We start from the raw sequence: 13,328 nt of genomic DNA, 5'->3' as shown, positions 1-13,328 counted from the left end.
ACAGATGGTGGTACAGATGTATCTATAGGTAAGTCCGGTCTGTGATCGGTGTTTTCTCGATCTGGTCCAGCAGCAGATCGAGAAATGCCTGTTCCGCGCGGTTCAGCCGGGCTTTGGGGTTCCAGACAACATAAACATCAACAGCAGGCGGTGTATCAAAAGGCGGGAGCCGCCAGAGGTGACCGTCTTCGACATCCCGTTTGACCACATGAATGGGCAGAGGGCCGATACCCAGACCGGCGATGATCAGCCGTCGTACTTCTTCGAGGTTGGCCGAAGTTCCCACGACCCTGTCTTCCAGATCCGCATCAGCACGCATCAGGGTTACTGGTCTGAGGGCATCACTCATATGATCTGTGACAAAACTTACCGTCGAATGCCCGGCCAGATCAGCTTTGGTCAGCCCTTTCTGGCCAAAGAGTGGATGTGAGGGGCCACAGAATAACCCAAAATACTCCCGGAAAAGCCGTTTGTACTCCAGAGCGGGATTGCGATCTTTAACCAGGCAGATTGCCAGAGAAGCACGGCGGGACATGACCTTTTCTATTACGTGACGGCTGGCCGAGATGTCTATGGTGAGGGTACCATGGGGATAGCTTTTGTGAAACTCGGTCAAAGTAGTATCAAAAAGCGGACTGATGACATGGCTGGCCATGGCAATTTCAACATGGCCTCGGACTTCATCCACAGTTTCGCGCATCAGGGTGTTGAGACGCAGTATCGCGCCGTGTATCTCCACGGCTTCTTTCTCGAGCAGTTCTCCGGCTTTCGTCAGGCGAAAATTCCCCGGAGAGCGGTCTATCAGACGCTTGCCAAGCCGATCTTCCAACCTTTTAAGGGCACTTGAGACCGTTGGTTGTTTTAACCGCATTTTCTCGGCTGCCTCAGTTACACTGCGTGATTTTGCCAGAACAACAAAGGTGCGCAACAGATTCCAGTCCATGTCGCGAGCCAGCTTTTCCGCGCTATCTGTTCGTAATTCCGTCATCATAAATCTCATCAATAGTTGTAATTCTAACTATCTATTTGATCAATGGTACGCCATCTGACAGGTTTTAAGGAGAAAAAAATGAACCCGATAGATCTCCGGATAAATCATTGGGTAAACAACAGGGCGAATTAAATGGCACGAGAGACACGAGAAGCCCGGCAACCCTGGTTGCTGCTTTCCCCGGCATTAGCAACGATCTTTTTCCTGCTGGTTGTGCCGGTGCTTTTTGTTGTCGTCTATTCCTTCTGGTTACGAACAGCAAACGGGTCAGATCAACCTGGGTTTTATCTGACCAACTGGATTGAAGTTGTTACGGATCCCTTTTATCGCGATATCCTGTTCAACACCTTGAAGATCGCAGCCGTTACCACCCTGCTCTGCGCTGTGTTGGGTTATCCCACGGCCTACTTCATCGCCCGGTCGCGGGGGAACAAGGCGATGTTACTGATGTTTCTGATGCTGCCCTTCTGGATCAGCTACATCATTCGTACAATGTCATGGATCAACATTTTGGGTGTATCCGGGGCGCTGAACTCGATGCTGCTTGCTCTGGGAATTATCGAGACACCGCTCCAGCTGCTTTATAATGAAGCGACAGTTATTCTGGGACTGGTTCACTTCCTGCTGCCATTCATGATTCTTAATATCTATGTCAGCGTTGAAGGCATTGACGAGACGCTTGAAGATGCAGCCTGTTCGCTAGGGTCAACAAGATGGCAGAGTTTTCTAGAGGTAACCCTGCCGTTGTCTCTTCCCGGCTTGGCGGCGGGGGGGCTGCTGTGTTTCGTGCTTGCGGCCGGAACCTATATCACGCCACTGGTCCTCGGGGGACCAAGGGATGCAATGTTTGCCAACCTTGTCTTTGAGGCGATTATCACGCAACTCGACTGGCCGCTTGGATCGGCGCTGTCTCTGGTACTGGTTGCGGTGCTCGGAACATTGGTCTTTGTCTACAACCGTTTCTTCGGAATGGCTCAACTCATGAAAGGTTTAAGCTGATGGGTTGGTCAATTATTCGCGCCTGGACAGCAGCGGTTTATCTTTTCATGTTTCTACCTGTCGTGGTCGTGGTTCTGTTGAGCTTTAACGACAATCAGTTCGGCAGCTTTCCCATCACAGGTTTCTCATTTCGATGGTTCATCGAGCTTTGGCAGAATGACGCGATCCTGCGGGCGTTTAAAACGTCTATTGTCCTTGGAACCCTCACGGCACTGATCTCAACTTTTCTGGGTGTGCTCGCCAGCCTGGCCCTGGTTCGCTACAAAATCCCGGGACGCGACCTGATCTCGACGCTGCTGATTGCTCCCGTACTGGTGCCGGAGGTCGTGTTGGCAGTAGCTCTGTTGCTGTTCCTGAATTTCCTTTCCTTTCACAAAAGCTTTTTCTTGCTGCTTCTGGGGCATGTGATTTTCACGCTGCCTTTTGTTGTTCTTGTCGTTCAGGCTCGTCTTGTCAGCATTCGCAGGGACTATGAAGAAGCGGCGATGAGCCTTGGCGCCAATCCGGTTCAGGCTTTTTTCCAGATAACACTTCCACTGCTTGCTCCCGCGGTTTTTGCAGGCATGCTCTTTGCCTTTACGATCAGTTTTGATGACATCACCGGGACCCTGTTCTGGAAACCCGGCGGTATAGAAACTGTACCGACGCAGATCTTCTCTATGCTGCGGAATTCAATTTCCCCCGAAATAAATGCGTTGGGATCCATCATGATTATCCTGACTGTGGGCCTGCCTCTGATCGGGGTGGGGATCGCCCGGCGCATCGCAATGAAACAGCAATAATCACGTAACGTCATAATAATAACCCTAGAACAGAGAGATAAAACAATGGACAATTCAAAAAGATATGACCGTTTGCTCGATCGTTATAAAAGTGGCGATGTGGATCGTCGCTCTTTCCTGGGGCTGATCGGTGCTGCGGGGTTGGCGTATGGTGTCAGCACGCCGTTTGCGAAAAATGCGCTGTCAGCCGTAAAAGAAGTTCGTTTTGACGGATGGGGTGGTGTGGTATCCGAAGCATTTCGCAAACATGCTTTTGACCCCTTTACAAAGGCGACAGGTGTCAACGTTGTTGATGGTACCTTTGGTAGTGGTGATGAGTACATCTCCCGAGTGAAGGCCAGCCAAAACGGTGAGTATAATATCGCTCATCTATCGGGTGTTTTTGACTATGCCCGCTATCATGAACTGGGTCTGACCAGCACACTGAACGAAGACAATATTCCAAATCTGAAAAATGTAATTCCCAAGCTGGTCGATGTTTTCCGAGGTGTTACTGATGGAAAGCTTTCCTGTGTGCCTTTCGATTATGGAACCACTGGAATTGCCTATAACCGCAAACACATTTCTGACGAGGAAATGAAGGAAAAGGGTGCAAAAATCCTTCTGGATGAACGCCTCAAGGGAAAAATAGGCGGGTGGAGTGATTGGCGTACCCGTATCTGGTATGCCGCGTTGCAGACAGGCCAGGATCCGAATAACGCAACAGATATGGACGCGATCTGGGCCGCTATCCGCACCCATAGAGACCTGTTGCTGAAATACTGGGGATCTGGTGCAGAGCTGATGTCCTTGCTTGCCGAAGAAGAGATCTATGTCACAGAAGCCTGGTCTGGCCGGGTCTTTGCCCTTCAGGAGCAGGGGCACGATATCGGTTATATGGATCCGCCAAATGGCTTTGGCTGGCAGGAATGTCTCTTTGTTCTCAAGGGATCACCAATGGAGGAATGTGAGCAGTTGCTGAACTTCATGCTCTCGAGCGAGGCTTCCATTGCTGTTGCCGAGGGACAGAACTATCCACCGGCCCTTGATCCGGCGAAGGTTGACCTCGGCAAGAAAATTCCGACGCTGCCTGCGTTTGATCCTACAGGGACCCTGTCTGGCCTGACCTTTGCCAATTCAGATTACTGGAACGGCAACCAGCAAGCCTGGTCCAAAGAATTCGGCCGCATCCAGAAAGGGTACTGATCGTAAAGTATCTTTCCCAGCATCCTCCTCTGCCGCGATATCTGCGGCAGAGGATCTCTTAACAAGTCTAGTTTCTGGAGGCTACCTGTGAGCTCCGTCAGTTTGAGAAATATAGTCAAACGATTTGCCGGCTTAACGGCTGTACACCCGATGTTTCTCGACATACCGGAAGGCAGTTTCGTAACCCTGCTTGGACCATCCGGTTGCGGCAAGACGACAACTTTGCGGATGATTGCTGGCCTTCTTGACCCGACGGAGGGAGAGATCAGCATCGGGGAGCAATTGGTCAATAATATACCGATGCACAAAAGAAACCTTGGTATTGTTTTCCAGAACTACGCTTTGTTTCCTCATAAAACCATCTATGACAACGTCGCTTTTGGCCTGAAATACCGCAATGTGTCCAACGCCGAGATAAAGCGTCGTGTGGAAGATGTGCTCGAGCTTGTTCAGCTTCCAGATGTCGGGAGACGTTATCCCAACCAGCTGTCCGGTGGACAACAGCAGCGCATTGCCCTTGCACGGGCTATTGTGATCAAGCCGGATGTGCTGTTGCTCGATGAGCCTCTTTCTGCCCTGGATGCAAATTTGCGCGAAAATATGCGGATCGAGTTGAAGCGCATTCAGGAGAAGACCGGCATCACAACCGTTTTTGTCACTCATGATCAATCAGAGGCTCTGGCGATGTCAGACAAACTGGTCGTGATGTCAGAAGGTCGTATAGAGCAGATAGGTGCTCCGAAGGATGTTTACGATAATCCGGAAAGTACTTTTGTTGCTGATTTCCTTGGTACATCGAACATTCTTGATGTGCTGTGCGAGAATGCTGATGAGACGGATGCGCGCATTAATGCAGGGCATCTTGGTTCAGTCAGTTTGCCCAGGGAAAAAGCCCGCGATGTTGTTGCCGGGATGGTGGCAAAGCTGGTGATCCGGGCAGAGAAACTCTGTCTGGTTGCTGCAGACACACCTTTGGATAATCGAGTCAGTGTGGAGGGGGTTGTCGAGACCGTGGATTATCAGGGGCAGGCCGTGCGCTATTTTGTCCGCGCCGGAAATCAGCAGTTACAGGCGCTCAACATGATTGAAAATCAACCCTTTAACGCGGGAGATGCTGTTTCTGTACGCTTTAAGGCTCAGGATTGTGTTGCACTGAAGGGAGAGGGGTGATGGCTGTTAGACAGAAAAGTCACCTCTTCTATCAATCACATAATCGTCGCCCGGTTCTTGATCAGGCACGAGGGATTTATATGTGGGATGTTGATGGTGAACGCTATCTCGACGGATCATCCGGGGCGATGGTTTGCAACATCGGACATTCGAATGAGAACGTGCTGCAGGCCATGCGCCGGCAAATGGAAAAATCTACATTTGGCTATCGCCTGCATTTTGAAACAGAACCGGCAGAACTGCTTGCGAGCAAAGTCGCAGCCTTGTCTCCCGAGGGACTGGATAAAGTCTTTTTTGTCTCAGGCGGGTCAGAGGCCGTAGAAAGCGCGATCAAGCTTGCCCGGCAATACGCCCTTGCTTCAGATCAGCCCAAGCGCTGGAAAGTTATTTCCCGTTATCCCAGTTATCACGGCTGTACTCTGGGGGCGCTTGCCCTGACAGGCTTTACATCGCTTAGCAAACCCTTTGACCCCATGATGCGTGTGATGCCTAAAATTCCGGCACCGACGGCCTATCTTGATGGTTTAGACCCGGATATTCCCGAAACGGGCTATCATTATGCCGATATGCTGGAGCAGTGTATTCTTGAAGAAGGTCCCGAAAGTGTATTGGCGTTTATTGTCGAGCCAGTAGGCGGGGCTTCGACGGGTGCTCTGGTGCCGCCAGCTGGCTATATGGAGCGTATTCGCGAGATCTGTACCCGTTATAATATCCTTTTGATCCATGACGAGGTCATGACAGGCGGTGGGCGCACCGGACGTTTTTTTGCGGGCGAACACTGGGGTGTTTCTCCTGATATTCTGGTGTTGTCAAAAGGCTTTTCTGCAGGATATGTCCCGCTTGGTGCGATGATTGCCCATAATGATATTGTCGATGCTGTAATGGCAGGAGGAGGATTTTTACACGGGTTCACCTATGCTGGAAATCCTCTGGCTTGTGCAGCTGGTCTTGCTGTTATTGAACAGATCGAAGCTCAGGACCTCCTGAAAAATGCCGAAACTGTTGGAGCAATTCTTAAGCATCGCCTGACGGGATTGATGGCACGATATCCTTTTATCGGAGATGTCAGAGGTATCGGGTTGTTGCTGGCCTTTGAACTGGTCAGTGATCGCAACACAATGCAACCTCTCCCCAAAGAGCTGTCAGCTTTTGATCGACTTGTCGATATTGCCTATTCCAACGGGCTTATTATCTATTCGCGCCGAACCCGCGGCGGGTTGGAAGGGGATCACTTTCTCGTCTGTCCCCCAATGATTACGACAGCAGAGCAGGTGGAGGAAATCATGATCATGTTGATCAGATCCCTGGATACGTTTGCGGCTGAAGCTCAAGTACCCATCGAAAGATAAAGGCTTGTCCCATGAGTAAGATAATCATTACCTGTGCGGTTACGGGCTCTATACACACGCCTTCGATGTCGCCTTATCTGCCGATCACGGGTGAGGAAATCGCGGCTCAATCGGTCGCGGCGGCAGAAGCCGGGGCTGCGATTATTCATTTGCATGCACGGAACCCATCTACAGGAGAACCGTCTTCTTTATGTAATGATTTCATGGGGTTTCTTCCAGGTATTAAACTGAAATCTGATGCAGTATTAAACCTGTCTACAGGGGGAAGTGCCCTGATGTCACTGGAAGACCGTTTGGCTGCCGCGCTTCAGGTCGAGCCCGAGATGTGTTCCCTGAATATGGGGAGCATGAATTTTGCCCTCTATCCGATTGCCGAACGGATCAAGAAATGGAAACACGATTGGGAACGACCATTTCTGGAAAACTCAGACGATCTCGTCTTCAAGAACACGCCGCGGGATATAGCCTATGTGCTCACGGAAATGGGAGAAAAACGCGGCGCAAGATTTGAGTTCGAATGTTATGACCTCGGGCACCTTTATATGCTCAAACATTTTGTTGACCGTGGCCTGATTCATGCACCGCTTTTCATCCAGTTTGTATTTGGCGTATTGGGAGGAATGGGGGCTGACCCAGAAAACCTGACCCATATGAAGCGTATTGCTGACAAGCTGTTTGGGGAAGGGTATGCCTTTTCTGTTCTGGCCGCCGGGCGTCACCAGATGAAAATGGCCGCAATGTCTGCTGCAATGGGTGGTCATGTCCGGGTCGGGCTTGAGGACAATCTGAATATTACAAAGGGCACTTTAGCCAGATCCAACGCACAACAGGTTGTAAAGATCAGGGAAATTGTTGAACACCTGGGTCGGGAAGTCGCCACTGCCGATGAGGCCCGCGCTCTCCTTCACTTGAAAGGACGAGCCAGTGTTAAATTCTAGAAAACCGCCCGCACACATAATTTTGAAAACCAGTAGAGGTGCACCATGAAATATGTCTTTGATGAACGTCAAAAGGGGCATGACCCAAAGCATTTTTTTGCCAACGGGGTTGCACTTCCCAATCCAGAACAGCCAGAGAGAGTCAGATTGTTGCAAAAGGGGGCACAAGCTTCCGGCTGTGAGCCCGTGCAAGCCAAGGATTATGGTCTTGGACCGATTGCGGCGATCCATTCAGCAGAGTATCTGGCCTTTCTGGAAACCATTCATCTGCGCTGGCAGAGAATAGATGGGTCATCGGATGAAGTTATTCCAAATATCCATCCGATGACTCGTAGTGCCAATTATCCTAAATCTGCCGTGGGGCAGGCGGGATACCATCAGGCAGATACAGCCTGTCCGATTTCTTCTGGAACATGGGAAGCTGCCTATTGGTCAGCACAAACGGCGCTTACAGGTGTGGATCTTATTAATGGTGGTGAAAAAGCCGCCTATGCTCTTTGTCGACCACCGGGACACCATGCCTTTGCTGATCTTGCGGGGGGGTTCTGTTTTCTGAATAATTCAGCTATTGCCGCAGAGCAATTGCTGCGGGCAGGGCGCAGGCCCGCCATTCTGGACATCGATGTTCATCACGGTAATGGAACCCAAGGGATATTTTATGAGCGCAAGGATGTTCTGACCTTGTCTATTCATGCTGATCCTGATCGCTTTTATCCTTTTTTCTGGGGAGGTGCCCAGGAACGGGGCGAGGGAGAAGGGGCAGGGTATAACCTGAACCTTCCCCTGCCGCGTGGCACGGGAGACGATGATTATCTTATTACCCTAGAAAAGGCGCTTGCCCGGATTAATTCATTTGGCGCAGATGTACTGGTTGTTGCACTGGGGCTTGATCCTTATGAAAAAGATCCTCTACAGGGGTTCTCGATCACAACATCGGGATTCTCTCGAATAGCCGGGGCAATAAAAACCCTTAACTTGCCAACACTTCTGGTACAGGAAGGGGGCTATCTGTGCGAAGAATTGTCAGATAATCTTGCTTCGTTTCTGCAGGGGTTTGAATCTTAAAGGGGGTGGAAAAAAATGACCTATACTTCGGATGTTTTGGTTATCGGGGGCGGGATTGCTGGCATTGGGGCTGCTGCCAGAATTAGCCCGGAAGCAAGTGTAACCGTTCTGGAGGCAATGAATGCTTTTGGCTATCACTCTACCGGGCGAAGTGCAGCAATCTTTATCCGTAATTATGGTAACAAGACGCTGCGGGCGTTGAATGCCGTATCAGAACCTGTGTTGCTGGAGCCAGAGGGAATTTCCGACAGCAGTCTCTTGTCACCGCGTGGAGAGATACTGGTCGCGACGGAAGCGGAGGTAGATGATCTCAAGAATTATCTGGAAGGTTCCAGTGGCATCGAGACCCTGAGTGCTGACCAGGCTGTTGATCTGGTGCCAATTTTGCGCAAGGAAAAGATCGCTGCAGCAGCTTACGAACCCAAGGCACAGGATATTGACGTTGACAGGCTCTTGCAGGGCTTTGCCAGAATGATGAAACATAATAAGGGGCAGATTGTCACCAATGCTGCTGCACAGTCGATTACCAGGACTGGCGGTGTCTGGCAGGTGGAAACAGCTTCGGGAATCTTTGAGGCAAAGATACTGATAAATGCCGCCGGGGCCTGGGCTGATGAGGTGGCTGCTATGGCACAGGTCAGGAAAGTTGGGCTTGTTCCGATGCGTCGCTCAGCGGCACTTTTGCCGCCGCCGGATGATCATGACATCATGAAATGGCCGCTTTTCGCCAGTGCTTCCGAGCAATGGTATGCCAAACCAGAGGGGGGCAAGCTCATGGTTTCCCCTGCGGATGAGGATCCTGTAGAACCCCACGATGCTTTTGTGGACGATATGGTTCTGGCAGAGGGACTGCATCGATACGAACAGGCTGTGCGGGTGCCTGTAACACGGGTTGATAAAAGCTGGGCTGGCTTGCGGAGCTTTGTAAAAGATCGAACGCCGGTTGTTGGCTATGCGCCAGAGGCCGAGGGTTTTATCTGGCTTGCTGGTCAAGGGGGTTACGGGATACAGACAGCCCCTGCGTTATCGGATCTGGTTGCCGATATCTGTCTGGGAAGGTCTCCTGTATTATCTTTGGAAACAGTCGCGGCTCTTAGTCCGGAACGTTTTAAAGGGTAATGTGAATATTAAGCTGGCGTTTAATCTGGATCATATTTGTGGATAATTCTTTACAATGAAATTGATGTTTTTTGTTTGTAAGCAAATAGATATCAGGTGATTTTGTGATTTTAAATGTATTAATTTCACTCATTTTATGCCTTTAGTTTGTGGCCCATATCTGATCAGGATCGGGGAGAGGAATTGCGTTGAGAAGTTCGCGTGTGTAATCCGAGCTTGGGGCCTCGAATAGTCTTTCAGTTGTTGATAACTCGACTATTTGGCCGTGTTTCAAAACGAGAACCCGGGAGCACAGTCTTCGGATAACTGCCAGGTCGTGGCTGATGAAGGCCAGGGTGAGGCCGAGTTCACGTACAAGATCTGCCAGTAAATTGAGGACTTGGGCCTGGGATGAGACATCCAGTCCCGAGACAATTTCGTCTGCGAGGATGAAATCAGGTCGGGTAGCAATGGCACGGGCAATACCGACCCGCTGGCGCTGGCCACCAGAAAGTTCATGAGGGTAACGTCCTTGAAAGCTGCGTGGCAAGCCAACTAAATCCAGAGCTTCTGCCATCCGTTCTGAAATTCGATCAAAGCCGTGTAATTTCAGCGGGCCTTCTATGATCCTGCCGACTTTACGCCTTGGATTGAGCGAAGACATCGGGTCTTGAAATATCATTTGGAAACGGTGTCTTAAAGGTCGTAAATTCTCTTCCGGCAAATGGGTTATATCTTGTCCCTCAAAAAATATCCTGCCTTGCGACGGTTCAAGCAGACGGATCATTGTCCGGCCCAATGTCGATTTTCCTGATCCTGATCCGCCGACGATGCCCAGGACCTCCCCCTTCATAATATCAAAAGAGATATCTTTAAGGATGTTGATTTGAGGAGCACTGCCAAAGAAGGATTTTTGCGTCATATCCGCAAGGGACAGATGAAGATTCTGAACTTGATAAACAGGACAATCAATTGACATGGGAGCACTCCGTTCGGGGGGCAAAGATCTCTGCTTCCACCTCTGCGATTACTTCTTCAGGAACAGGGGTGAGGGAGCTTGCAGGGTCATTGTATTTTGGCGTGGCGGCAAGGAGGGCTCTTGAATAGGGGTGTTTGGGGTTCTTGAAAAAATCCCTGATTTCCGAGGCTTCAATAACCTTGCCAGCATAGAGTACGCTCAGGTGCTGACAGACCTTGGAAACAACACCCAGATCATGAGTGACAAACAGCAGTGAAGTTTGATGGCGTGCCTGTAGATCAGCTATCAAGTGGAGAATCTGTTTTTGGACGGTTACATCCAATGCGGTTGTCGGTTCATCGGCAATGATCAGCTTGGGATTAGCCGCAAAAGCCGAAGCGATAAGAATGCGTTGACGCATGCCCCCGGATATTTCGTGGGGGTAACTGTGCATAACTCTTTCCGGGTCCGGGATTTGAACTTCGTTTAGCAACTCGAGCGCTCTGGCTAGGGCTGCATCTTTTTTCCAGTCGAGAATGTCAACCAGGCGCTCGGTGATCTGAGGACCAATACGGCGGGAAGGATTCAGGGCTGTGAGAGGGTCCTGGGGGATCAGTGCTGTACTGGCGCCAATGAATTTTCGGCGCTCTTTTGCAGGCTTGCGAAGGAGTTCCTGGTCATTAAGCCATATCTCTCCGGCCGTGATCTCGACAGCTTGCGGTAAAATCCCGAGTATGGCTTTACCTATCATGCTTTTGCCCGCACCACTTTCGCCGACCAGGCCCAGAACGTTGCCAGCGGCGAGGTCAAGCGACACTGAGCGAAGCAAGGGCTCTTTGCTGCTTTTCAGGCTGACGGTCAGATTTTTGATACTGAGGAAGGGTTTCATCATCGGAGCACCGGATCGTAACGGTCCTTGAGGCCTTCACCAAACTGGCTGAAGGAAAGGACCGTGAGAAAAAGGACTATCAAGGGGAAGATCAGAACCCACCAGGCCTGGTAGATAGAAGTACGGCCTTCTGCGATCATTCCGCCCCAGGTTGGGGCATCACTTGAAATCGACAGGTTGACGAAAGACAGAATGGTTTCGACGATGATGGCAATCCCCATTTCCAATGTGAGAAGGGCGACAATGGTCGGAATGACATTGGGCAGGATTTCAGCAATCATAATGCCAAATCTTTTTTGTCCGGCAACCTGTGCAGAAGCGACATAATCCATTTGCCCCTGGGTCATGGCCTCGGCCCTTACCACCCGGCAGAAACGGGTCCAGTCAATGACAACGATGGCAATGATAATCGAGGTCAGTCCGGTCCCGATAACGGCAACCAGAAGAATGGCAAAGAGAACAGGGGGAAAGGCCATCCAGATGTCCACAAAACGGGAAATAATCCGATCGGCCCAGCCACGGTAAAATCCTGCGATCATCCCCAAGGTTGCGCCGATCAGGCAAGTTGCGGTTCCCGCGATGAAGGCGACCAGCAGAGCGATGCGGCTTCCCTCAAGGATACGGCTGAGTACGTCGCGCCCCAGGCTGTCAGTGCCCAGCCAGAATCCTGGTTCGGCACCAGCCATCCAGAATGGCGGTAACCGGGCCGCAAAAAGGTCCTGTTCCAGAGGGTTTTTAGGACTGATCCAGGGGGCAAGCAGGGCTATGGCGATCAGAACAAGTAACCATCCCCCCGAAAGCCAGAGCCTGATTCCCAAACGCTGTTTTGTTTTTTTGCGGTGCTCACGCATGACGAAGCCTCGGGTTTAGCAGGGCGTAAGACATGTCCACGATCAGATTTACAAGGGTAAAGATGAGCGCAAAAAGGATCACGATGCCCTGTATAAGCGGCAGATCACGATTGATGACGGCATCTATGGCCATATTCCCAAGGCCTTCGTATGAGAAAAGGCGTTCAATGATGACTGTTCCTCCGATCAGAAAGGTAAATTGCACCCCGATCAGTGTAAGCGTGGGCAAGATCGCATTGGGGAGGGCCTCGCGGATGATTACATGATTTTCGCTGTACCCCTTGGTTCGGGAAAGCGTGACATAATCCAGGTGCATGGTTTCTTTCAGTGACTGTTTGAGTAGTTGCCCGATAATGGCTGCCAAGGGGATTGCCATGGCAAGGGCCGGCATGAACATATGAGACAGAAGATCCAGGCTGAGATCCAGCCGCAATCGCAGCAGGCTTTCGAACAGGTAAAACTGGGACGTAAAGGGAAGATCCAGAGCTGGAGAAATCCGCCCAGATATATGAAACAGAGGCCAGAGCACACCAAAAAGCAGGATCAAGAGTAAGGCCCAGAGAAAATCCGGGAGTGATAAAGCGATCCCGTTGGTCATATCAATCAGGGATTCGAACCGGCTGCCTCTCAGGCGTGTGCCGGTAATGGCCAGTGTCAGGCCAATGGCTACGGCCAGGATCAAGGCGATTATAGAGAGCTCCAGCGTTGCTGGTAAACGTTCGAGTACCAGGTTCAAAACCGGTTGGCGCAAAGAGATAGAGGTGCCAAAATCTCCACGTACAACATCAGAGATCCATATCAGGAACTGCTCCAGAATTGATTTGTCAAACCCGTAGAGTGCCTGAAGGCGTTGAATATCGGCATCAGTTGCGCCGGGAGGAAGCATCATGGCAATGGGATTGCCTGGTACAACGCGAATGATGACAAAGATAATCACAGCGACACCAAACAAGGTGATCAACGTTGTAAGCAGGCGCAGAAAGATCGTCGGAAACAGCGACATAAGGCAACTTTCTAAGGGAACCTTGCCGGGGAGGGCCCCGGCAAGGTTGT

At 50.8% G+C, this 13,328-nt stretch carries 13 protein-coding genes; 8 read left to right on the top strand and 5 right to left on the bottom strand.

The window, feature by feature from the left end; translation table 11 throughout:
* Positions 1–22: 22 nt before the first annotated feature.
* Positions 23–991 (bottom strand): LysR family transcriptional regulator, encoded by a 969-nt coding sequence (locus tag O4H49_RS17425; RefSeq protein WP_269424723.1) that lies wholly within the window; start codon positions 989–991, stop codon positions 23–25.
* 132 nt (positions 992–1,123) lie between these two features.
* Between O4H49_RS17425 and O4H49_RS17420 the strand changes: the two genes are divergently transcribed.
* The 8 genes from O4H49_RS17420 to O4H49_RS17385 all read left to right on the top strand — a co-directional run bounded on the left by O4H49_RS17420 (position 1,124) and on the right by O4H49_RS17385 (position 9,598).
* On the top strand, positions 1,124–1,990 hold the full coding sequence (locus tag O4H49_RS17420; RefSeq protein WP_269424722.1) for an ABC transporter permease: 867 nt from the start codon (positions 1,124–1,126) through the stop codon (positions 1,988–1,990).
* The gene (locus O4H49_RS17415; RefSeq protein ID WP_269424721.1) at positions 1,990–2,772 is read left to right on the top strand and encodes an ABC transporter permease; all 783 of its coding nucleotides are present in this window, start codon (positions 1,990–1,992) and stop codon (positions 2,770–2,772) included. Before O4H49_RS17420 ends, O4H49_RS17415 begins: the two co-directional genes overlap by 1 nt.
* Positions 2,773–2,817: 45 nt before the next feature.
* Positions 2,818–3,957 carry an extracellular solute-binding protein gene (locus tag O4H49_RS17410; RefSeq protein WP_269424720.1) on the top strand — a complete coding sequence of 380 codons (1,140 nt, stop codon included), beginning with the start codon at positions 2,818–2,820 and terminating at the stop codon, positions 3,955–3,957.
* Positions 3,958–4,044: 87 nt separating this feature from the next.
* Entirely contained in the window at positions 4,045–5,127 is a 1,083-nt protein-coding gene (locus tag O4H49_RS17405) for an ABC transporter ATP-binding protein (RefSeq protein ID WP_269424719.1), read from the top strand.
* On the top strand, positions 5,127–6,476 hold the full coding sequence (locus O4H49_RS17400; protein ID WP_269424718.1) for an aspartate aminotransferase family protein: 1,350 nt from the start codon (positions 5,127–5,129) through the stop codon (positions 6,474–6,476). Before O4H49_RS17405 ends, O4H49_RS17400 begins: the two co-directional genes overlap by 1 nt.
* Before the next feature lie 11 nt (positions 6,477–6,487).
* Positions 6,488–7,414 (top strand): 3-keto-5-aminohexanoate cleavage protein, encoded by a 927-nt coding sequence (locus O4H49_RS17395; RefSeq protein WP_269424717.1) that lies wholly within the window; start codon positions 6,488–6,490, stop codon positions 7,412–7,414.
* 45 nt (positions 7,415–7,459) lie between these two features.
* Positions 7,460–8,479, top strand: a complete 1,020-nt coding sequence (locus O4H49_RS17390; RefSeq protein ID WP_269424716.1) for a histone deacetylase family protein — start codon at positions 7,460–7,462, stop codon at positions 8,477–8,479.
* A gap of 15 nt (positions 8,480–8,494) precedes the next feature.
* Positions 8,495–9,598: an NAD(P)/FAD-dependent oxidoreductase gene (locus tag O4H49_RS17385; RefSeq protein ID WP_269424715.1), complete on the top strand. Its 1,104-nt coding sequence runs from the start codon at positions 8,495–8,497 to the stop codon at positions 9,596–9,598.
* 142 nt (positions 9,599–9,740) lie between these two features.
* On the opposite strand, the gene O4H49_RS17380 is transcribed toward O4H49_RS17385, so the two are convergent.
* The 4 genes from O4H49_RS17380 to O4H49_RS17365 are packed head-to-tail and all read right to left on the bottom strand — an operon-like array spanning position 9,741 to position 13,278.
* Positions 9,741–10,556, bottom strand: coding sequence for an ABC transporter ATP-binding protein (locus O4H49_RS17380; protein WP_269424714.1), 816 nt, complete (start codon positions 10,554–10,556; stop codon positions 9,741–9,743).
* On the bottom strand, positions 10,546–11,427 hold the full coding sequence (locus tag O4H49_RS17375; protein WP_269424713.1) for an ABC transporter ATP-binding protein: 882 nt from the start codon (positions 11,425–11,427) through the stop codon (positions 10,546–10,548). The genes O4H49_RS17380 and O4H49_RS17375 overlap by 11 nt, the downstream gene beginning before the upstream one ends.
* Positions 11,424–12,275, bottom strand: a complete 852-nt coding sequence (locus O4H49_RS17370) for an ABC transporter permease (protein ID WP_269424712.1) — start codon at positions 12,273–12,275, stop codon at positions 11,424–11,426. Before O4H49_RS17370 ends, O4H49_RS17375 begins: the two co-directional genes overlap by 4 nt.
* Positions 12,268–13,278, bottom strand: coding sequence for an ABC transporter permease (locus O4H49_RS17365; RefSeq protein WP_269424711.1), 1,011 nt, complete (start codon positions 13,276–13,278; stop codon positions 12,268–12,270). The genes O4H49_RS17370 and O4H49_RS17365 overlap by 8 nt, the downstream gene beginning before the upstream one ends.
* Between the last annotated feature and the right edge of the window lie 50 nt (positions 13,279–13,328).

The organism is Kiloniella laminariae (assembly GCF_027214005.1).
GTDB lineage: Bacteria > Pseudomonadota > Alphaproteobacteria > Kiloniellales > Kiloniellaceae > Kiloniella > Kiloniella laminariae_A.
The sequence above is the reverse complement of the archived record's forward strand: the minus strand, read 5'-3'. Positions and strand labels throughout refer to the sequence as shown.